We start from the raw sequence: 19,939 nt of genomic DNA on the forward strand, positions 1-19,939 counted from the left end.
GCTGCACCGGAGCAGCTCCCGCCCAGGCCGGGTGGCGCGCCGGCGGAGCTGGGTGGGTTGAACGAGAGCTCCGCACGCGCGCGCCGGCCGGACGGCAGCAGCTCTCGCACGACGAGTCGGCGCATGGCAGAGAGTCGGGGCGTGGCCGAGCAGGGTCGCGCCCGGCCGAGCAGAGCCGCGCCCGGCGAGCAGAGCCGCGCCCGGCCGGGCGCTCAACCGATGGCGCGGGTCTCCGGGGGGTGGCCCGCGTCGTCGTGCATCCGGCCGAGGTCGCGTTCGATCGCGACGGCCGACGCGCGGGCGGCGGTCAGCAGGCGCGACTCCTCGTCGCCGGTCATCTGGCTCCCGAGGGCCGAGACGTGGATCGCCGCCACGACCGCGCCGATGCCGTCGCGCACCGGCACGGCGAGCCCGACGACGCCGGCGATCGCCTCCTCGCGGCTGATCGCGTGGTCCTGCTCGACGATCCGCGCGAGCTCGCGCTCCAGCTCCTCGCGGCCGGTGAGCGTGTGCCCGGTGAGCTCCGGCCGTTCCTGGGCGAACAGCTTGCGCCGCAACGACGGGTCGTGCGCGGCGAACAGCTTCCCGACCGACGTCGCGTGCAGGTGCAGCGACTGCCCGAGGCGGATGTCCACCGAGACCGGTCGTGACCCGGGGAACCGGTCGACGTAGGCGACCCGGCGGCTGAACGGGACGGCGAGGTAGATGTCGTCGCCGGTCTCGCGCGCCAGCTCCTGCAGGTGGCGACGGCTCAGCGCCCGCACCTCCAGCCCGTCGACGATCCGGATCCCGAGCCGCACGGCGCGCGGCCCGAGCGAGTACCGCAGGTCGTCGGTCACCGTGACGACGTCGGCGGTGACCATGCGCTGCAACAGGTTGTGACTGCTGGACAGCGGCAGGCCGAGCCGCTTGCTGATGTCGCTCACGGTCATCCCGTCCGGGCGCCCGACGAGCAGTTCGAGGACGTCGAACGTCCGCGCATATCGGTCCGTGCTGCTCACGTCCGCCAGCTTTCCAGATTTCGAAGGATCCTTCCAGTTCTTGACGCCGCCGGTATGGCGACCTAGGTTTCCGGAACACGAAGGCCTCTTCGATTTCTGGAGAGGTCGCGCCGCACGAGGAGGCCCACCGAGGTGCCCGTTCAGGACGGAACCGAACCCCCACCGGAGACCACGGTCCCGCAGCTGGTCGACGCCGTCGCCGCCCGCACACCGGAGCGCGAGGCGATCGTGGCGGGACCGGGCCGGCTCACCTACTCCGCGCTGGCCGACCGTTCCCAGGCCGTCGCCAGGGGGCTCGCGTCGCTGGGCACTGGGACCGGGACCGTCGTGGGGCTCCTCGCCCCGAACCTCGCCGACTGGGTCCCGGCCGCCGTCGGCGCGATGCGCACCGGCGCCCGGGTCGACGCGTTCAACACCTGGGCCAAGGCGTACGACCTGGAGTTCCTGCTGCGGTCCTCGACCGCGTCGGTGCTCGTCGTCGCCACCCGGGTGCGCGGCACCGACCTGCTCGCGGAACTCCGCACGCTCGTCCCGGAGATCGACCGGTCGGAGCCGGTGCGCAGCAGCCGGTTCCCGCACCTGCGGCACGTCGTCGTGATCGGCGACGAGGTCCCGGCCGCGGCACTGTCCTGGTCCACGCTCGTCGACGGGCACGCCGAGGGGGCGCCCGTCGGCGAGCCCGCGGAGCGCACCGGTGACGACCCGGCGTTCGTGCTCTACACGTCCGGGTCCACGACCACCCCGAAGGCGGTGCCGCTCTGCCACCGCGACCTCGTCCTGAACGGGTTCCACATCGGCGAGCGGATGGGCCTCGGCGAGACCGACCGGGTGTGGCTCGGCTCGCCACTGTTCTGGAGCTACGGCTGCGCGAACGCGCTGATGGCGACGATGAGCCACGGCGCGACGCTCGTGCTGGAGGAGCACTTCACCGCCGCCGCGGCCGCCGCGACGTTCGCGCGCGAGCAGGTCACGGCCGCCTACCTGCTGCCGCCGATGATCGACGCGCTGGCCACCGACGCCGCCGCCGACGTCCGTGCCGTCGCGTCGCTGCGCACCGGGCTCACGATCGGCCGGCCGGACGTGATCGACCGCGCCGTCGACGACCTCGGCATCGACGGGATCTGCAACATCTACGGCTCCACCGAGACGTACGGGAACTGCTGCGTCACCGACCACCGTGCACCGCTGGAGCGCCGCCGTGTCACGCAGGGCAGGCCGTTGCCGGGCGTCGAGGTCCGGATCGTCGACGACGACGGCGCGCTCCTGCCGCCCGGTGAGCCCGGCGAGGCACAGGTCAGGGGCCGGCTGACGCCCGGCTACCTCGGCGACGGCGCCGCAGCCGATGCCGCGAACGCGGCCGCGTTCACCCCGGACGGCTGGTACCGCACCGGCGACCGACTGATGCTCGACGACGACGGCGCCGTCGCGTTCGTCGACCGGACCGGCGACATGATCAAGACCTCCGGGATCAACGTCTCCCCGGCCGAGGTCGAGGGCTTCCTCGCCGACCACCCCGGCGTGCGGGAGGTGCTCGTCGTCGGTGCGCCGCACCCGTCGCGCGACGAGGTGGTGATCGCGTTCGTGGTTCCGGCCGACCCGGCCCTGACGCCCGCCGATCTCGTCGCGCACGCGAAGCGCAACATCGCGGGCTTCAAGGTGCCGTGGCTGGTCACGCTCGTGGAGGACCTGCCGCGCACCGGGACCGGCAAGCTCACCCGGCGCGCCCTGCGGGACCGGGCGGCCGAGCTCGTCGCGGCCGAGCTGGCGGTGTCCCGATGACCGGCAGTGCGACCGGCAACTGGGGGCGCTGGGGCGACGACGACCAGGCCGGCGCGCTCAACCTCGTCACCCCCGAGGTCACGCTCCGCGCAGCAGGCCTGGTCCGGGAGGGCCGCACGCTCTCGCTGGCCCAGCCGCTCGGACCGTCCAGCCCGACGCCGGGGCACCGGCCCCGCCCGGCGCGGTTCATGAACCGCGACGCCGGCGACTACGCGCTCGGCGCCCGCACGCCGGGCGGGTTCAAGTTCGCCGAGGACACGGTGCAGTTCCCGTCGCACAGCGGCACCCACGTGGACGCGCTGTCCCACGCCTGGGCCGGCGAGCACCTCTACAACGGGCACCCCGAGTCTGGCACCCGCAGCACCCGCGGCGCGCGGCGCTGCGGCGCGGAGAGCCTGGTCCCGGTCGTCACCCGCGGGATCCTCGTCGACCTGGTCACCGCCGCCGGTGGCCCGCTGCCGCGGCAGACGCCGGTGGGGACGGCCGGCCTGGAGCGCGGCATCGCCGAGGCGGGCGTGACCCCGGAGCCCGGGGACGCCGTGCTGATCCGGACCGGGTGGTGGGAGGCGCACGCGAGCGACGGGAACTACTTCGACGGCGAGCCCGGCATCACGGGGGAGGCGGCCGAGTGGCTGGCCGCCCGTGACGTCGCACTCGTCGGGGCGGACAACTACGCCGTCGAGCAGCAGACCGACGAGCCCGGCTTCCCGGCGCACCTCGTGCTGCTCCACCGGCACGGTGTCCCGCTGATCGAGAACCTCGACCTGTCCACACTGGCTGCCGCACTCATCGACAGTGGACGGTCGACGTTCATGCTGTCGTTCGCACCGCTGCCGCTCGTCGGCTCGACCGGGAGCCCGGTGACGCCGGTGGCCGTCCTGTGACGGGCTGGCTGTCGCTGGTCCGGCCGGGCGACCTCGTCGTCGTCGCGCAGGGCGTCGGCGAGCCGACCCCGCTGCTGACCGACCTGCTGGACGCGGCACCCGCGGACGTCGAGGTGTTCGTCGGCCTGTCGCACAGCGACGCGCTGACCGGTCCGACGTCGATGCCGCTCGTGTCGTTCGGGGCGCTCGGCCCGCTGGGCAGGCCGCCGCACCGCGGCACGGTCGAGATCGTCCCGGCGCACTTCGACGACCTGGCGCGTGTGCTGCCGCACCGTGGGCGGGACCTCGTGCTCCTGATGCAGGTCGCCGAGGCGGACGCGAGCGGACGGCACAGTCTCGGCGTGGCCGTCGACCACACCTACGAGCTGGTCGGGCGGGCGCGCACGGTCGTCGCCGAGGTCAACGCGCAGCTGCCCGTGACGTCGGCCCCTCGGCTGCCCGCCTCCACGTTCGACGCGTGCGTCCCGACGTCGCGGCCGCTCCCGGTCGTCGCGGTGCCGGAGGTCGGGGAGCCGCAGCGCCGGATCGCCGAGCACGTCGCCGGGCTCGTCCCGGACGGTGCGACCGTCCAACTCGGACTCGGAGCACTGTCCACGGCGATCGGTTGCGCGCTGTCCGGGCACCGGGACCTCGCCGTCCGGTCCACGCTGGCCGCCGACTGGCTGCTGGATCTCGTGTCGTCCGGTGCGGTGCGCCCGGAGCGCGCGACGATCTGCGAGGCCGCCGGGTCGCCGGAGCTGTACAAGCTCGTCGGCGCGTCCGACGTCGCGATCCGCCCCGTCCGCGAGGTCGCGGCCGTCGACTCCGAGCGGTTCGTGGCCGTCAACTCCGCGCTGCAGGTCGACCTGTCCGGGCAGGTCAACGCGGAGGAGCTCCCGGCAGGGTACGTCGGTGCGATCGGCGGGCAGGCCGAGTACCTGCGCGCGGCGCAGCGCTCACCCGGCGGGTGCGCCGTCGTCGCGCTCCCGGCGACGGCGGGACGGCACTCGCGGATCGTGCCCCACCTGACGACCGTGACGACGCCGCGGTCCGGAGTGGACGTCGTCGTCACCGAGCACGGGGTCGCCGACCTGCGTGGCCGCGGCCTGCGCGAGCGGGCCGACGCACTGATCGCCGTCGCGGCGCCGGAGCACCGCGACGCGCTCCGGGAAGGGACCGACCGATGACGACGACCGCGCCGGACACCGAGGCGGGCCGCGTCGCCGCGCTGCTGCGGGCGTTCCTCGCCGGCCAGGACGCCACCGGCACCGTCGACGCCGTGCGCCGCGCCGGGAGCGGACGCTCGCGGGACAACTGGCTGTTCGACCTCGTCGACGACGGCGCGCGTGAGCCGTTGATCCTGCGCACCGACCCCGATGGCGGGCTGATCGACACCGACCGTTCCGTCGAGTTCGCCGTCCTCAAGGGACTCGAGGGCAGCGGCCTGCCGACCCCGGTGGCGCGCTGGCTGGACGCCGACGGGAGTGAGCTCGGCCGCCCGTCGCTGATCATGCGGCGCCTCGGCGGCGTCTGCGACTACCGGGTGCTGCGCGACGACAACCGGCCGCTCGGCGAGCGCATCGGGCTGGCCAGGACGTTCTGCGAGCTGCTGGCCGGCGTGCACGCCGTCGACCGGCGCGCGGGCGCTCTGGACGCGACGCTGACCGATCCCGGACCGGAGGCCGCCCGCGCCGAGCTGGACCGGTGGGCAGGGATCCTGCGCGCCGACCAGCTGGAGCCGTGGCCGGAGCTGGAGTACGCGGCCGTCGTGCTCGGTGAACGGGCCCCGCGCAGCACCGGCACCGTGCTCGTCCACGCGGACTTCAAGCCGGGCAACATCCTGCTCGACGGCGACCGGGTGACCGCGCTGCTGGACTGGGAGCTCGCGCACCTCGGCGACCCACTGGAGGACCTCGGCTGGGTCACCCAGCCGCTGCGCGCGGGCGAGCACACGATCCCCGGGGCGTGGGAGGCGGCCGACCTCGTCGCGCACTACGAGCACACCACCGGGTCCACGGTGGACCGCGCGGCGCTCGCGTGGTGGGTCGCGTTCTCCTCGTTCAAGACGGCCGTCATGCAGGTCAGCGGCCTGCGCGCGTTCCTGGAGGGCCGCGCCGACGAGCCGTACCGGCCGACCCGCCGCGTGCTGGCCGAAGTGCTCGACGCCGTGCTGGAGGACTCGTGAGACCGACGATCGACGAGCAGCTCGGCGGCGCCGCCCGCCTGCTCCGGCTGGCCGAGGACGACCCGGAGATCACCCCGGAGATCGCAGAGCTGGTCCGCAACGCGCGACGGCTCGTGCAGCGCGTCGAGGGCTCGTGGTCGCAGGCGCTGCCGTTCCTGGTGCAGGACAACGCGAGCACCGCAGCGCTCCTCGGCGAGGACGAGCCAGGTGAGGAGACCGGCCTCGCCGGCGCCGCGGCGCGCAACGAGGACCTCCGCGCGTCGCTGACCTCCCGGATCCACGAGCTCCCCGACGGACCCGACCGGGCCGCGATCGGCGCGCACCTGCGCGCCCGCGTCGCGGCCGACCCGACGTAAGGACGGCGCCATGAGCGACCACCCCGGCCTCACCGCCGACGACGAGCACGTCGCCGAGCAGTTCCCGCTCTCCCCGCTCGACGACTACATGGTCCACCAGACGCCGGACCCCGTCCGTGTCATGTGGACCGGTGACCCGCGCGCCTACGAGCGCTACTGGATGGTCTCGCACGACGCGTCCGGTGACGTCGTGATCGCCACCGGCGGCAGCCTGTACCCGAACCTGGACCGGGCAGAGGCCTACGCGATCGTGACGGTTCGCGGGCGGCAGACGGCCGTCCGCAGCTTCCGGTCCATCGGCGCCGACCGCGCCGACCTGCGGATCGGCCCGATCGCCCCGCGGATCGTGCGCGGGCTGCGCGAGTGGCGCTACGTGTTGGAGCCCAACGAGTGGGGCGTCGCCTACGACCTGACGTTCACCGACACCACCCGCCAGGTGTTCCGGGAGCCGCTGTCGAACTCCGCCACCGGGACACCCCCGGGCCGCAGGGGCGACGTGACCAGCGGTTTCGAGTGCTTCGGCACGGTATCCGGGTGGGTCGAGGTGGACGGCGAGCGGATCACGCTCTCCCCCGGCTCGGCCGGCACGCGCGACCGGCACTGGGGCACCGGACGTGGCGTCGGCGGGCCCACGATGTCGCTCGGCGGGCGCCTGCACGTCGGCACGAACGGCAACGCCTTCGTCGACTTCGGTGACTGGACGATCTGGGGCGACCGCGTGTTCTACCCGTTCGGCGACGACCGTCCCGGCCACGGGACGGTCGGCAAGCCGACGCGGCGGCTGCGCTTCGAGCCGGACACCCAGGTGTTCGCCGAGGGGATCGTCGACTACACGTTTGGTGACGGCACGACGGCGCAGCTGCACTACGAGAAGATCGGCCAGCAGACCGCGTTCCTGCGCTGCGGCATGTACGGCGGGACGCCCGGGGGCGACATCCACCAGGGCGGCTACGACGGCCCCGACATGACCGAGGGCGAGACGTTCGACCTCACGCGCCCGGAGACCCGGATCGGGATCCGCGGGCTCGACGAGCACCTCTGCCGGGTCACCCGCGACGACGGGCGTTCCGTACTCGGCATCTACCAGGCGATCGACCCGGTGGCCTACGAGGCCTGCACGTCCGGTCGGCGTGGCTGGGACTTCCTCTGACAGGGTCAGGAGACTCCGTTGTCCACTGCAGATTCCACCGCACTCCCCCCAGCTCTCCCCTCCCGCGCCGAGCAACGACGCATCGCGTTCGCCTGCATCATCGGCAACTTCCTCGAGTACTTCGAGTTCGCGCTCTACGGCTTCTTCGCCGTCGCGATCGGGGCGACGTTCTTCCCGTCCGACGACCCGACGACCGAGCTGCTCCAGTCGCTGGCCGTGTTCGGCGTGGCGTTCCTGCTGCGCCCGGTCGGCGGTGTCGTGTTCGGACTGATCGGCGACCGGATCGGGCGGCGGGCGTCGTTGTCGTTGTCCATCACCATGATGGGCGCCGCCACGACCGTGATCGGCCTGCTCCCCGGCTACGACACGATCGGGATCGCCGCGCCGATCCTGCTGGTGCTCGTACGCTGCGTGCAGGGCCTCTCGGTCGGCGGTGAGTGGGGCGCCAGCTCCGCGTTCCTGATCGAGACCGCCGGACCGGGGCTGCGCGGCCAGCGCGGCAGCTACCCGTCGATGGCGGCGGCGTTCGGCTTCATCGGCGGCTCCGCGCTCGCCCTCGGGTTCGGGCTCGCGTTCACCGCGGACCAGATGGCCGACTGGGCATGGCGGATCCCGTTCCTGATCGCCGCGCCGCTGTCCCTGCTCGGGCTCTACATCCGGCGCAGGCTCGAGGACACGCCCGTGTTCAAGGAGATCGAGCAGGCCTCCGACCGGCCGCGGGCGAAGCTGCGCGACGCGGTGAACCCGAAGCTCTGGCGCCCGCTGCTGATCACGTTCGCGTTCTCCTGGATCTGCGGCGTCGGCCTGTTCTACCTGACGTCCTATGTGGTCAACTTCCTGTCCGCGACGGTGAAGATGGAACGCACCCAGTCCGCGCTGCTGGTCGCGATCGGTCTGGCCGTCTACGCGGCGCTCTGCCCGATCGCCGGACGCCTGTCCGACCGGTTCGGACGACGCCGGACGATCCTGTTCGGCTGCATCGGTCACGTCGTGCTCGCCGTGCCGGTGTTCATGCTGCTGTCCACCGGGAACGCCGCGCTGGTGCTGCTGGCGCTCGTGATCTACGGCGTCGTGCAGGCGCCGATCAACGCGAACACGTCCCTGGTCATGATCGAGCTGTTCCCGGCGTCGACGCGCCTGACCAGCGGTTCGCTCGGGTTCAACCTGGGCGTCGGCCCGCCGTCGGGGTTCGGCCCGTTCCTGGCCGCCGCGCTCGTCGCGGGTACCGGGCTGTCCTACTCGCCCGGGTTCTTCCTGGCCGGGGTCGCGCTGTTCAGCCTCGTGGTCCTGTTCCTGATGATGCCGGAGACGGCCGGGCGCGACCTGCTGCTCGAGCACGACGCCGTCCAGGACACGGCCGCGGCCACGGACGACGCACCGCCCGCCCGGACGGCACCGTGACCGGCGACATGCGCTGCGTCGCGCTCGACGGCACGGGCGGGCCCGACGTGCTCGTCCCCGGCACCTGCTCGATGCCAGAGCCTGGCCACGGCGACCTGCTGGTCCGTGTCCGCGCCTGCGGGGTGTGCGGACACGACCTGCTGGCCCGCAGCGGGGCGCTCGCCGCGGGGCACGGTGCCGTGCTCGGGCACGAGATCGCCGGCGAGGTTGTCGCGGCCGGGTCCGATGTGGAGGTGGACCTGGTCGGCCGCCGGGTGGCGCTCGTGCAGCGGATCCCCTGTGGACGGTGCGACGAGTGCGCGGCCGGCCTCACGACGCTGTGCCGGCAGGGACCCGGGTTCTACGGCGAGGACGTGCCCGGCGGGTACGCCGAGTACGTGCTGGCCTCGCCGCGCAACGTCGTGCCGGTGCCGGACACCATCCCGGACGCGGCCGCGGCGATCCTGTCCTGCGCCGTCGGGACCGGGTGGCGGGCACTGCGCCGCGCGGGCACCGCGCCGGGTGACGTCGTGCTCGTCACCGGCGCGGGCGGCGGGGTCGGCGTGCACGCCGTCGAGCTGGCCAAGCACCTCGGCGCGACGGTCGTCGCGCTCACCGGGACGGCGGCGAAGGAGAAGCGGCTGCTGGAGCTCGGCGCGGACGCCGTGCTCGTCTCGCCGGACACGCGAGCGGTGCGCGACTGCGTCCGCGACCTCGGCGGGCGACGCGGCGCGGACGTCGCGCTGGAGCTGACCGGCGGTCCGACGTTCCGGACGGCACTGCGCGCGCTCGGACCGCGCGGGCGGCTGGTGCTGATCGGCAACACCGAACCGGGCACGCTGCCGTTGGAGCCGGGGCTGGCGATACTCAAGGAGCTCACCGTGTACGGCTCCGCGCACGCGGACGCGACGGACCTCGCCGACGTCGTCGGGCTCGTCGCGTCCGGTGCGGTGATGCCGGTGCCTGCGCGGACGTGGGCGCTGGAGGACGCGTCGGCGGCCCATGCGGCCGTCGAGCGGCGCGAGGTCACCGGGCGGGCGGTGCTGGTGCCGTGACCGGCCCGCTGCGCGGCATGCGCGTGCTGGATCTCTCCCAGCAGCTCCCCGGCCCGTACGCGACGTTCCTGCTCGCCGGGCTCGGCGCGACCGTCACGAAGGTCGAGCCGCCGTCCGGCGATGCCGCCCGCCATCTCGACCCGGAGCTGTTTGCGAACGTCAACGCGGGCAAGGCGAGCGTCGTGCTGGACCTCAAGTCCGACGACGGCCGCGCGCGGCTGCTCGAGCTCGCCCGCGAGTCCGATGTGGTCGTCGAGGGCTTCCGGCCCGGCGTGACGGCCCGGCTCGGGTGCGACGCCGCGACGCTGCACGCGATCCGGCCGGAGCTCGTGTACTGCTCGGTCAGCGGGGCCGGGCAGACCGGTCCGCTGGCCGGGCACCCGACGCACGACCTGTCGTTGCAGGCGATGGCCGGCGCGATCTCCGGGGACGTCACCCGCATCGGCGTGCCGTGGGTGGACCTGGCGACCGGCACGTCCGCGGCGCTCGCCATCACGGCGGCCTGGCACGCCGGCGGGGGCGCGTACCTGGACATGAGCATGCTCGACGCCGCCGTGGCCTGGACGCGGATCAAGCCGGCCGGTCTGGAACCGGGCCCGGAACCCACCTACGGGACGCTGGTGACCTCCGACGGCGAGCGCGTCGTCGTCGCGCTGCTGGAGGATGCGATGTGGCGGCGCCTGTGCGCGGCGCTCGGCTGGACGGACTGGGTCGACGACGAACGGCTGGCCCGCTACGTCGACCGCCGGACCCACGGCGCCGAGATCCGGCAACGGCTGGAACGCGACGTCGCGACGATGACGCTCGACGAGGTCGTCGCGCTCGCCGAACAGCGCGACCTCCCGCTCGGACCGGCCGACGCGACGGCGGATCCCGTTGCCCGCGAGCAGATCGCGACCCGCTTCCCGTCCGACGGCGACCTGTCCCCGCTGCCCGCCGTCCTGCTGGACCGGCTCGGTCCCGCGCCGCGACTCGACTCCTGAGAGGACTCCCCCGGTGCTCGCCTCCTTCCGCCCCGACGACGCCCGACGCTGGACGATCGGCGTCATCGACGGCCCCAACATGCCCAACCTCGGCAACCGCAGCGAGAAGATCTACGGACCGATCAGGTCGCTCGCCGACCTGCAGGCGCTCGTCCGGTCCACGGCCGAGGACCTCGGCGTGGAGGTCGTCCCGTTCGCGTCGAACCACGAGGGCGAGATCCTCGAGTTCGTGCACCGCACGCAGCACGAGGTGCACGGCTACGTGATCAACCCGGCCGGCCTGACGACGTACGGCGAGGCCACCCGGCACGCGCTGGACGACTCGACGAAACCGGTGGTCGAGGTGCACTTCGCGAACACCGCGCGCCACTTCGCCGAGGTCGCGCCGCACTTCCAGCAGCAGACGAGCCGGTTCACCTACACCGCGACCGGGCTGGTGATGGGGCTGCGGCAGTACAGCTACCTCGGTGCGCTGCTGGCCCTGACGCTCGCGCTGGACGACGAGTCGTTCCTGGACGGAGGCGCGCGCCGGCACTGAGCGGCCTTGAGCAGCCTCGAGCGGCACTGACACGGCATACTCGTCGGCCGTGGCTCCCCGACCCTGCCCGTGCGGCCTTCCCGAACCGTTCGAGTCCTGCTGTGGGCGCTACCTCGGCCCGGACGGTGCCGCGCCGCCCACGGCGGAGGCGCTGATGCGCTCGCGGTTCACGGCGTTCGCCCGGGGCGACGTCGAGCACCTGCGGCGCACGTGGCACCCGGACACGCGGCCGTCGGAGATCACCCTGGACCCGTCGATGCGGTGGCTCCGGCTGGAGGTCCTGGACCGCTCCGGCGGGAGCCTGTTCGACACCGAGGGCGTCGTCGAGTTCCGCGCCCATCACAAGGAGGGACCGCGGACCGGCGTGCTGCACGAGCGCAGCCGGTTCGTGAAGGAGTCCGGACGGTGGGTCTACCGCGACGGGGACACGACCTGGATGTGAGGCGATCCGGTCGAGATGGCGCTCATGGCTGCTCGACCAGTGCCGGAGCAGCCATGAGCGCCATGTCAACCGGTGTCGATCACGGCTGACGGCGGGTCAGCGGGTGAGCCGGTCCAGGAACGCGATCAGCAGCGCCTCGCGCAGGCGCGGTGGGGCGACGTCGAGCAGCGCGTTCACCGGGGCCATCCGCTTCGGCACCGAGACCGTGCCACCCGCCGACGTGCTTCCTCCCGCGGAGGCGGGATCGACACTGCCGCCCAGGCCGGCGAGCGCGAGCAGGCCGTCGAACGCGGCGTCGTCCAGTGTGGACGGGTCGAGCGCCGCTGCGGCCGCGCGCAGGTCGGGGTCGACGGTCACCGGGCCGGCCGCGACGGCCGCGTCCACCGACTCGCGCAGCGCGACCACGAAGTCGTCGACGCCGCCCGCCGTCGCCGCGCACACGGTGAGGTGCAGCGTCGCGGGCAGCCCGCGGAACGCCATCTGCGGCTGGACGAACCAGCCGCGCTCGCCCATCTCGTCGGACAGGGTGAACACGTCGAGCGCGTCGTCGCAGGCCACGGCCAGCAGCGACGCGTCCGGCTCGGCGGCCAGGCGCAGATGCTCCGTCCCGCGCACCGCGTCGGCGAGTACCCGCGTCGCGTCCACGGTGGTCGCCACGAGCGCGCGGTAGCCGTCGGCGCCGATGTGCGCCACGACCGCCCATGCCGCGGCGAGCGGACCGCCGGAGCGTGTGGACTGCATCGTCGCGTTCAGCATCGTGTAGCCGGGCCAGTCGGCGCTGGCGAAGAACTGCGGCCGGCGCAGGGCCGGGTCGCGGTACAGCAGCAGCGAGACGCCCTTCGGTGTGTAGGCGTACTTGTGCAGGTCCGCGGACAGGCTGGTCACGCCCGGGACGACGAAGTCCCACGGGTCGGGGTGCGCCATCCAGGGCAGCACCCAGCCACCGATGCACGCGTCGACGTGGCAGCGCACGCCGCGCCCGGCCGCGTCGGCGGCGACCACGGCGACCGGGTCGACGACGCCGTGCGCGTAGGACGGCGCGGACACGGCCACCAGCACCAGCCGCTCCCCTGCCGCGTCCATCGCGTCGGCCATCGCTCCCGGGTCCGCGCGCATCGTGTCCGGGTCGACGTCGACGGTCACCAGCTCGACGCCGAAGTAGTGCGCCGCCTTGTGGAACGCACCGTGCACCGTGGACGGAGCCACCATCACCGGGGACTCCACATCGGACCGTGCGTCGCGCGCGGTTTGGACGGCGAGCAGGATCGACTCGGTCCCGCCGGAGGTGACCGTGCCGACGGCGCCCTCCGGTGCGTGGAACAGCGGCCGGGCGAACGCGACGAGATCGCGCTCCATCGCGGCCAGGCTGGGGAACGCCGTCGGGTCCAGCCCGTTCGTCGACCCGAAGCTCGCCAGCGCCTCCCGTCCGACGCGGTCCGCCTCGGCGAGCCCGGAGTCGTAGACGTAGGCGAGCGTGCGCCCGCCGTGCGTGGGCAGGTCGCCGCCGCGCAGCGCCTCCAGGCGGGCCAGGACCGTGTCGCCGGGCTCAGGCATGCGCCGTCCTCTCGTCGAGCGAGTACCTCCGCAGCGGCAGCAGGCTGAGTGCCACCAGCACCGCAGGGACGATCGTGAAGCCGACCGCGATCGCGGTCAGCGCCGACGGGGACTGTGCCGTCCCTCCCGTCGACTCGGCGTACCCGCCGACGGCCAGGACCAGCCCGTACAGGCCGGGGCCGAGCGCGAGCCCGAGCGTCTCCCCCGCCGTCCAGAGCCCGGTGAAGATCCCGATGCGGTTGGCGCCCGACGCCCGGGTCGCGGCGGCGGCGACGTCGGGCAGCATCGCGAGCGGGCAGACCTGCGTGCCCGCGTACCCGATGCCGGCGATCCCGGCGGCGACGTAGGACGGCCACGCCACGTCGCTCGTCACCGTCCACAGTGCCACCGCCCCGACGACGAGCACGACGGTCGACGCGAGGTAGCCGGCCTTCTTCCCCCGGTGCCGGCACCAGCGCTCCCACAGCGGGCTGACCAGCAGCGCCGGACCGACGAACGCCGCGAACAGCACGGACGAGGCCGCCGGGTCGGCGAGCAGGTACCGGGCGACGTAGGAGACGCCGGCCAGCAGCGCCCCGACACCGAGCGCCTGGGCGACGAACGCGACCAGCAGCCGTCGGAAATCGGGCTCGGAGACGACCACCCGCAGCTGCTCGCGCAGCGGGCCTCTCGGCGCCTCGGTCGCGTCCTCCGTGACGCCTGCCGTCGCCACGTAGGCGCCTACCGTGCCGATCAGCAGCAGCACGCCGACGTAGGCACCCATCGCCGTGTAGCCGAACGTGTCGACGATCAGTGGCGCCGTCGCCCCGGACAGCAGGATCGCGATGGCGATCACCGCGACCCGCCACGTCATCATCCGCGTCCGCTCCCCCGCGTCCGAGGTGATCTCCGCGGGCATCGCGTTGAACGGCACCTGGAAGAAAGCGTAGGCCGTGGCACACACCAGGAACGCCACGAGCACCCAGACCGCCGCGAGCGCCGGCGGCCCGGACGGTCCGGCGAAGATCAGCGCGAACGTGACCGCCAGCGCGATGCCGGCCCTCAGCAGGAACGGCCTGCGACGACCGCGCGGCGATTGGCTGCGGTCGCTGATCCGCCCGGCGATCGGGTTCAGCACCACGTCCCACGCCTTCGGCACGAACACGATCAGGCCGGCGACGATCGCGGCCACGCCGAGCGTGTCGGTGAGGTATGGGAGCAGCAACAGGCCCGGAACGGTGCCGAACGTGCCGGTCGCGACGCTGCCCATCGCGTAGCCGCGACGCACCCGGGCGGGGAGGGCCATGAGGCGCAACGCTAGCGACCGCCGATCCGCGCGGACAGGGCAGCGGGTGATCGGCGCCATGGACCTCGAGCTTGACCCTGCCGCAACGGCACGGTCTGAACTGGACCTCGACACCGACCGGAGACCACGCAGAGAGGTCCACCATGGACTCGTTCGTCCCCCAGCTCGTCGAGTTCGTCGGCGGCCTGCACCCCGTGCTGCAGTTCCTGGCCGTGTTCGTGATCGGACTCGTCCCGTTCCTGGAGTCGCACTTCGGCGCGTTCGTGGGCACGCTGACCGGCGTCCCGGTGGTGCTCGCGGCGCTCGCCGCGATCGTCGGGAACCTGCTGGCCGTCGCGCTCGCCGTCCGGGCGGGGAGCGCCGTGCAGCGCAAGGTCGCGAGCCGCCGCGGCGAGCCGAGCAGGCGGGCCAGGAAGGTCCTGACCAACGTGGACAGGTTCGGCGTCCCGGTGGCCAGCCTGCTCGGCCCGTTCGTGATGGCGACCGCCATCTCGACGTTCGCCATGATCGGCGCCGGTCTGGACCGGCGGACCGTGATCATCTGGCAGGCGATCGCCGTCACCGTGTGGGGCGTCGTGTTCGCGGCGCTGGCGACCGGCGTGATCGCGTTCGTCGCGTGACACCGGCCATGGCGGCGACCGCCACCAGCGTCAGCGAGCGGTAACGCACGGTCAGCTCCCGCCGAGTCCGCACCCGTGCGCAGCCTGGCGGAGTTCACCGGTGAGGTCTCGTCCATCCCGCAGGTCGTGACGGCGCTGAGCGCCATCCGCGACGCGTCGGCCGAGGACCTCTTCCAGCCGGAGATCGACGGGATCTCGGCGTTCACCCGGCTCTACACGATCATCACGCAGAACGTGCTGGACACCGTCGACCGCAAGAAGACGCGCCGGTTCAACGACCCGGACTTCCTGACCCGCCTCGACCTGGAGTTCGCCCGCCGGTACCTCGCGGCGATCAAGGCCTACCAGTCCGGGTCGCCGGACACCCCGGCCTCCTGGTCGGTGCTGTTCGACCGGCGGCGCGACCAGGACATCCGGCACGTGAACTTCGCCGCCTGCGGGGTGAACGCCCACGTCAACTTCGACCTGACGTTCGCCCTGATCGAGACGTGGCGGGACTTCCCGCCGAACGACGCCCGCCGCGAGGACTACGACCAGGTCAACGACATCTTCGCCGAGGAGATGGACGAGCTCCGCGAGGACTTCGGCGCGTTCCTCGCCGAGACCCGCGACGGCGGGATCCTGGACCGGTTCGGGAACTTCGCGTCCGACCTGGTCGTGCGCGTCACCCGCAGCTGGGCGTGGGACTCGGCCGTCGACGTGTGGGACACCTACGACCCCGACCAGGACGGCGGAGGGCAGAGGTTCCAGAACGCGTACGCCCGCGAGCTCGGCGCCCAGGACCGGGCCGCGTCGCTCGCGGGCCGGATGCTGCTGGGCGCGCCGACGCTGCCCTGACCGTCCGGACCACCTGGTCCGGCACTCAGCCGGCCGGCGCGCCGCAGTTCTGGCAGAACGCCGTACCGCGCTGCGGCGAGCCGCACCCGACGCACGGCGGCGCGTCGTAGGACGTGCCGCACGACCCGCAGAACCGGCCCGATCCCTGGGCCCCGCAGTGCCCGCAGAAGCGGACGTCGCCCGGCACGGTGCCGTAGGAGGGCCCCGGCACCGGAGTCGTCACCGCACAGTTGCGGCAACGGCCGACGCGCTCGTCCCAGCAACCGCCGCTGCAGACCCAGTCGCTGCACGTGCCGCACTGCCGGAACTCGTGCGCGACGTCCGCGGCGGCCTCGACCATGTGCTGGTCGCTCATGGTGCCGCGGGTGCTGGGCCGGTTCCACTGCGCCATCAGCCCGATCTGCTGGATCCGGCTGCCGATCTCACCGCCGAGGATCGTGCCGCCCAGTGCGGCCAGACGGCCGCCGAACCCGGTCACGGAGTGACGGAACGTCGAGCGGTAGCCGTTGCCGCATCGCTGGCAATGGAACTCGAACTGGTAGCCGTCGCTGGTACTGCAGTCCGTCACGTTGCTGGTGAAGCGGATCACCTCGGGCATCGTCGGATCCCGTCCCTTCTCGACTGTCGGGGTAGTCGTCGAGAGGGCCGGGAGTGCTACACGCTCCGGCCATGGCGTGATCGGGGCTCCGGTGGTTACGTTCCCTGCCATGAGCGCCAAGTCCGACTCCCGGCTCGCCGAGTTCCTGCGACGGGTACGGGCCGGCGACGGCGACGCCTCACCGGTCGAGATCGTCTTCGGGCAGCCGTCGATGTCGGAGGTCCAGGAGTCGATCGCGCTGCAGTTCGCCGCGTCGGTCCGCGAGATGGGCTACATCGAGCCGGCAAGTGGCCCGGACGGTGAGCTCCGCAGCGTGCGGGTGACCCCGGAAGGCGGGGAGTGGCTCGACGAGTACGACCGGCGCGACCGGACCCTGCACCCGCGGTACTCGTCGTGACCCCATGCTGATCACGTTCAGCTTCACCCGGATCGCGATCTCCGTCCGGCGCTGGTTCGAGGTGGCCGCCGACGCCACGACGGAGACCGGCGCGCGCGTCGAGATCGCGCTGCTCGAGCCCCAGGAGCACCGCGGCAGCGAGTCCGCGGCCCAACGGCTCGTCGTGGACCGGACGTTCTGGCGCGCCGACATCTTCGGTCGTACGGACGTCCCCGACGACCCGTACTCGGCGGCGCACTTCCATCCCGTGTTCAGCGGGCCGGAACCGTCGGACCGGGTGTGGTCCGACGAGCTCACGCAGGACGCGTGGGGCTGGCTCCGCGGGCACCTCCTGGACATCGAGAGGACGGCCGTCGACGCAGGCGTCGAACCGGGGATGGCCGCCGACGACGCCGGGGCCGTCCGCGCCGCCACCGATCGGATCGTCGCCACGGCGCAGGACCTCGGACCCGAACACGTGCTCGGCCGGGACGAGACGTTCCGCCTCACCCGTGACGCGGCTCTGCGCGTCCGGATGCTGATCGGCCTGGTCGAGGACCCGGCCGCGCTGGACGAGGACTACCTCCGGCCGTGGATGGACGCGTAGCGGAGCCCTCCCCGGGGGAGGGCACGAGCATCGAACCCGGCGACTTCGTGCTCGGCGTCGCGCGCGGCCACCGCAAGCACCAGCTGATCAAGCTGGTTCAGGGTGCCCGCCTCGCCCCCGAACACCGCCGGTACGCCGGCTACACGCACGCCGCACTCGTCGTCAGCGCGGACGGTGACCTGCTCGAGGCGTTCGGCCAGGGGATGCGGCTCTCGCATCTCGACGATCTCGCGATGCGACCCCACCAGGTCGTGCACGTCACCGCGTCGCCGGAGGTCCGCGAGCGTGTCGTCGCGATCGGGTTGCACGCGTTCGCCGGGCGGGCCCGGTACAACGCGCTGGCGATCGTGAGCACGGCGCTGACGTCCGCCACCGGGCGCCCGGTGAGCCTGAGCGTCGCCGGGACGCACACCTGCTCGGGACTCGTCGCGCATGCCCTGCTCGCGGCCGGGGCGGTCTACGACGTCGACGCGGCACTGGTCACGCCCGCCCAGCTCGCGATCCACTTCGGCGCTCCGCAGCCTCCTCCGGAGGACCCGTCGCCGGCCTGTCGGACCCGACGATCGGTCGGTCGGCCCGCCGTCACGGCGCCCTGATCCCGGCCCGCCGGAAAACCCCGTCGTCTCTCGACGATCTTGGCTCGTAACCTCACACGCATGTGCGACGACGCGGGTGGCCCGTGCTAGCGGTCGGGCTCGCCCTGGTCTCGGCGCTGGCCTACGGCACGTCGGACTACATCGGCGGGGTCCTGAGCAAGACGCGGTCCAGCTGGACGGTCGCGCTCGTCGCGCAGCTCGTGTCCGCGCTGGTGACCGCCGCGCTGGCCCTGGTGTTCGCCGGGAGTCCGACGGGCGCCGACTTCGGCTGGGCCGCGGCGGGTGGCGTCGGTGAGGCGGTCGGCATCGCGGCCCTCTACCGCGGCCTCGCGCGCGGCCGGATGGGGATCGTCGCCCCGATCTCGGGCATCGGTGCGACGCTCGTGCCGGTGGTCGTGGGTGTCGCGACCGGCGACCAGCCGTCGGTGACGGCGTGGATCGGCATCGCGCTGGCGTTCCCGGCCGTCTACCTCATCCCCCGCGCACCCGGCTCGGCCTCGGACGGATCCACGTCGGACGGAGTGGTCACCGGGACGGTCGCCGGGCTGGGCTTCGGCGCCCAGTTCGCGTTCGTCGGCCAGATCGGCGACGGATCGGGGTTCCTCCCGCTCGCCCTGCTCTGGCTCGTCTCGGCCGCGACGATCGCCGTCGTCGCGACCCTGCTGCGGCAGCCGTGGATCCCGCGCCGGGACGGCCGGCTGGGGCCGGTGCTCGCGTTCGGTCCGATCAGCGCGGTCGCGGTCGCGTCGTTCCTGCTGGCGACGCGCGAGGGGCTGTTCACCGTGGTCTCGGTGATCGCCGCGCTGTACCCGGCGGTCACGGTCGCGATGGCCGCCGCCGTGTTGCGCGAGCGGATCGGCAGGCTGCAGGCCGTCGGGCTGCTCCTCGCCGCCGCGACCGTCGTCCTGGTGACGGTCGGCAGGTGACCCGCCGCGCGGCCGGCGGGTGGACGCGGTAGGAAATCGGACGTGGCGGAACGGAAGAACGGCACGCTGACCCCGACGTCCGGCGACGGGCCGCGCGGCCTGCGCGGGTGGGTGCTGCGGCAGGGGGTGGAACGGGCACTCAAGGCGCAGCAGCCGCTGGTGACCGCACGGATCGCGGCGATCCGGCGCAAGAAGCCGAACGCGACCCCGGCCGAGGTGATCACGACCCTGGGCAGGCAGTACCGGACCGCGGTCGCCCTGACCGGCGCCGGAGGCGGTGCGCTGGCCATCGTCCCCGCGCTCGGCACCGTCGCGTCCCTGGCCACCGCGACCACCGAGGCCGTCGCCACCCTGGACGCCGCCGTGCTCTACACGCTGGCCGTCGCCGAGGTACACGCACTGCCGACCGACGAACCGCAACGCCGGCAGGCGATCGTGCTCGGCGTCGTCGTCGGGCAGGGTGCGCAGGAGGCCCTGCAGAAGCTGGCCGGACGCTCGCGCGGCTGGGCCGAGGACGTGACCGACCGCCTGCCGATCGGACGGCTCGGCGCCCTGAACGCGTTCCTGGTGCGCTGGTTCGCGAAGCGGTTCCTGATCCGCCAGGGCACCCTGGCGCTGGGACGGGCGTTGCCGCTGGGCATCGGGGTGGCCATCGGGGTCACCGGGAACCTGGCCATCGCCCGTGCGGTGATCCGTTCGGCCGAGCAGGCGTTCGGGCCGCCGCCGGCGACGTGGCCGGGTCACGGCTGAGCCGGTGGTGCTGCCGCGGGAACCGGGGTTGTGACGGTTCGCGCATGTCGGGGCCACC

Annotated in this window: 22 protein-coding genes; 18 read left to right on the forward strand and 4 right to left on the reverse strand. The window is 73.4% G+C overall.

The genetic code is table 11. From position 1 onward, the window contains the following. Positions 1–212: 212 nt before the first annotated feature. Positions 213–1,001 (reverse strand): IclR family transcriptional regulator, encoded by a 789-nt coding sequence (locus EV378_RS35215; RefSeq protein ID WP_165922144.1) that lies wholly within the window; start codon positions 999–1,001, stop codon positions 213–215. A 132-nt stretch (positions 1,002–1,133) separates the two neighbouring features. On the opposite strand from EV378_RS35215, the gene EV378_RS04930 reads away from it, so the two are divergent. Genes EV378_RS04930 through EV378_RS04980 form a run of 11 tightly spaced genes read left to right on the forward strand, consistent with a single transcriptional unit; the run spans position 1,134 to position 11,732 of the window. Further along, positions 1,134–2,780, forward strand: a complete 1,647-nt coding sequence (locus EV378_RS04930) for a class I adenylate-forming enzyme family protein (protein ID WP_132421519.1) — start codon at positions 1,134–1,136, stop codon at positions 2,778–2,780. Next, positions 2,777–3,664 carry a cyclase family protein gene (locus EV378_RS04935; RefSeq protein ID WP_132421520.1) on the forward strand — a complete coding sequence of 296 codons (888 nt, stop codon included), beginning with the start codon at positions 2,777–2,779 and terminating at the stop codon, positions 3,662–3,664. Before EV378_RS04930 ends, EV378_RS04935 begins: the two co-directional genes overlap by 4 nt. Continuing rightward, the gene (locus tag EV378_RS04940) at positions 3,661–4,830 is read left to right on the forward strand and encodes an acetyl-CoA hydrolase/transferase family protein (RefSeq protein WP_132421521.1); all 1,170 of its coding nucleotides are present in this window, start codon (positions 3,661–3,663) and stop codon (positions 4,828–4,830) included. The genes EV378_RS04935 and EV378_RS04940 overlap by 4 nt, the downstream gene beginning before the upstream one ends. Further along, positions 4,827–5,828: a phosphotransferase family protein gene (locus tag EV378_RS04945; protein ID WP_132421522.1), complete on the forward strand. Its 1,002-nt coding sequence runs from the start codon at positions 4,827–4,829 to the stop codon at positions 5,826–5,828. The genes EV378_RS04940 and EV378_RS04945 overlap by 4 nt, the downstream gene beginning before the upstream one ends. Beyond that, positions 5,825–6,184, forward strand: a complete 360-nt coding sequence (locus EV378_RS04950; protein WP_132421523.1) for a hypothetical protein — start codon at positions 5,825–5,827, stop codon at positions 6,182–6,184. The genes EV378_RS04945 and EV378_RS04950 overlap by 4 nt, the downstream gene beginning before the upstream one ends. Before the next feature lie 10 nt (positions 6,185–6,194). Beyond that, on the forward strand, positions 6,195–7,334 hold the full coding sequence (locus EV378_RS04955) for an Rv3169 family protein (RefSeq protein ID WP_132421524.1): 1,140 nt from the start codon (positions 6,195–6,197) through the stop codon (positions 7,332–7,334). 18 nt (positions 7,335–7,352) lie between these two features. Then, a complete protein-coding gene (locus EV378_RS04960) occupies positions 7,353–8,735 on the forward strand; it encodes an MFS transporter (RefSeq protein ID WP_132421525.1) in 1,383 nt (460 codons plus the stop codon). After that, a complete protein-coding gene (locus EV378_RS04965) occupies positions 8,732–9,769 on the forward strand; it encodes an alcohol dehydrogenase catalytic domain-containing protein (RefSeq protein WP_243653290.1) in 1,038 nt (345 codons plus the stop codon). The genes EV378_RS04960 and EV378_RS04965 overlap by 4 nt, the downstream gene beginning before the upstream one ends. Further along, entirely contained in the window at positions 9,766–10,752 is a 987-nt protein-coding gene (locus tag EV378_RS04970; RefSeq protein WP_132421526.1) for a CaiB/BaiF CoA transferase family protein, read from the forward strand. Before EV378_RS04965 ends, EV378_RS04970 begins: the two co-directional genes overlap by 4 nt. A 13-nt stretch (positions 10,753–10,765) precedes the next feature. Then, positions 10,766–11,290, forward strand: coding sequence for a type II 3-dehydroquinate dehydratase (locus tag EV378_RS04975; protein WP_207908579.1), 525 nt, complete (start codon positions 10,766–10,768; stop codon positions 11,288–11,290). 49 nt (positions 11,291–11,339) lie between these two features. Beyond that, positions 11,340–11,732 (forward strand): YchJ family protein, encoded by a 393-nt coding sequence (locus EV378_RS04980; protein ID WP_132421527.1) that lies wholly within the window; start codon positions 11,340–11,342, stop codon positions 11,730–11,732. A gap of 96 nt (positions 11,733–11,828) precedes the next feature. Here EV378_RS04980 and EV378_RS04985 read toward each other — a convergent pair whose 3' ends face one another. Both EV378_RS04985 and EV378_RS04990 read right to left on the reverse strand, forming a co-directional pair. After that, on the reverse strand, positions 11,829–13,286 hold the full coding sequence (locus EV378_RS04985) for a pyridoxal phosphate-dependent decarboxylase family protein (RefSeq protein WP_132421528.1): 1,458 nt from the start codon (positions 13,284–13,286) through the stop codon (positions 11,829–11,831). After that, positions 13,279–14,571, reverse strand: a complete 1,293-nt coding sequence (locus tag EV378_RS04990) for an MFS transporter (protein ID WP_132421529.1) — start codon at positions 14,569–14,571, stop codon at positions 13,279–13,281. Before EV378_RS04990 ends, EV378_RS04985 begins: the two co-directional genes overlap by 8 nt. Positions 14,572–14,714: 143 nt before the next feature. On the opposite strand from EV378_RS04990, the gene EV378_RS04995 reads away from it, so the two are divergent. Beyond that, positions 14,715–15,191, forward strand: coding sequence for a hypothetical protein (locus EV378_RS04995; RefSeq protein ID WP_132421530.1), 477 nt, complete (start codon positions 14,715–14,717; stop codon positions 15,189–15,191). Positions 15,192–15,266: 75 nt separating this feature from the next. After that, entirely contained in the window at positions 15,267–16,028 is a 762-nt protein-coding gene (locus tag EV378_RS05000; RefSeq protein WP_132421531.1) for a DUF5995 family protein, read from the forward strand. Between the two features lie 25 nt (positions 16,029–16,053). On the opposite strand, the gene EV378_RS05005 is transcribed toward EV378_RS05000, so the two are convergent. After that, positions 16,054–16,626, reverse strand: a complete 573-nt coding sequence (locus tag EV378_RS05005) for a hypothetical protein (RefSeq protein ID WP_132421532.1) — start codon at positions 16,624–16,626, stop codon at positions 16,054–16,056. A 109-nt stretch (positions 16,627–16,735) separates the two neighbouring features. Between EV378_RS05005 and EV378_RS05010 the strand changes: the two genes are divergently transcribed. The 5 genes from EV378_RS05010 to EV378_RS05030 all read left to right on the forward strand — a co-directional run bounded on the left by EV378_RS05010 (position 16,736) and on the right by EV378_RS05030 (position 19,881). After that, positions 16,736–17,023: a hypothetical protein gene (locus EV378_RS05010; protein ID WP_132421533.1), complete on the forward strand. Its 288-nt coding sequence runs from the start codon at positions 16,736–16,738 to the stop codon at positions 17,021–17,023. 4 nt (positions 17,024–17,027) lie between these two features. Then, on the forward strand, positions 17,028–17,609 hold the full coding sequence (locus EV378_RS05015) for a hypothetical protein (RefSeq protein ID WP_132421534.1): 582 nt from the start codon (positions 17,028–17,030) through the stop codon (positions 17,607–17,609). Further along, positions 17,594–18,205 (forward strand): hypothetical protein, encoded by a 612-nt coding sequence (locus tag EV378_RS05020; RefSeq protein WP_132421535.1) that lies wholly within the window; start codon positions 17,594–17,596, stop codon positions 18,203–18,205. Before EV378_RS05015 ends, EV378_RS05020 begins: the two co-directional genes overlap by 16 nt. A gap of 83 nt (positions 18,206–18,288) precedes the next feature. Continuing rightward, entirely contained in the window at positions 18,289–19,131 is an 843-nt protein-coding gene (locus EV378_RS05025) for a DMT family transporter (RefSeq protein WP_132421536.1), read from the forward strand. Positions 19,132–19,173: 42 nt separating this feature from the next. After that, entirely contained in the window at positions 19,174–19,881 is a 708-nt protein-coding gene (locus EV378_RS05030) for a hypothetical protein (protein WP_132421537.1), read from the forward strand. Positions 19,882–19,939 lie beyond the last annotated feature (58 nt).

Source organism: Pseudonocardia endophytica (genome assembly GCF_004339565.1).
GTDB lineage: Bacteria > Actinomycetota > Actinomycetes > Mycobacteriales > Pseudonocardiaceae > Pseudonocardia > Pseudonocardia endophytica.

Excerpts from the sequence above, each read along its gene's own strand:
- EV378_RS04935 (WP_132421520.1), top strand. The coding sequence starts at position 2,777 with ATGACCGGCAGTGCGACCGGCAACTGGGGGCGCTGGGGCGACGACGAC.
- EV378_RS05005 (WP_132421532.1), bottom strand. The coding sequence starts at position 16,626 with ATGCCCGAGGTGATCCGCTTCACCAGCAACGTGACGGACTGCAGTACC.
- EV378_RS04985 (WP_132421528.1), bottom strand. The coding sequence starts at position 13,286 with ATGCCTGAGCCCGGCGACACGGTCCTGGCCCGCCTGGAGGCGCTGCGC.
- EV378_RS04995 (WP_132421530.1), top strand. The coding sequence starts at position 14,715 with ATGGACTCGTTCGTCCCCCAGCTCGTCGAGTTCGTCGGCGGCCTGCAC.
- EV378_RS04945 (WP_132421522.1), top strand. The coding sequence starts at position 4,827 with ATGACGACGACCGCGCCGGACACCGAGGCGGGCCGCGTCGCCGCGCTG.
- EV378_RS04990 (WP_132421529.1), bottom strand. The coding sequence starts at position 14,571 with ATGGCCCTCCCCGCCCGGGTGCGTCGCGGCTACGCGATGGGCAGCGTC.
- EV378_RS04955 (WP_132421524.1), top strand. The coding sequence starts at position 6,195 with ATGAGCGACCACCCCGGCCTCACCGCCGACGACGAGCACGTCGCCGAG.
- EV378_RS05010 (WP_132421533.1), top strand. The coding sequence starts at position 16,736 with ATGAGCGCCAAGTCCGACTCCCGGCTCGCCGAGTTCCTGCGACGGGTA.
- EV378_RS05015 (WP_132421534.1), top strand. The coding sequence starts at position 17,028 with ATGCTGATCACGTTCAGCTTCACCCGGATCGCGATCTCCGTCCGGCGC.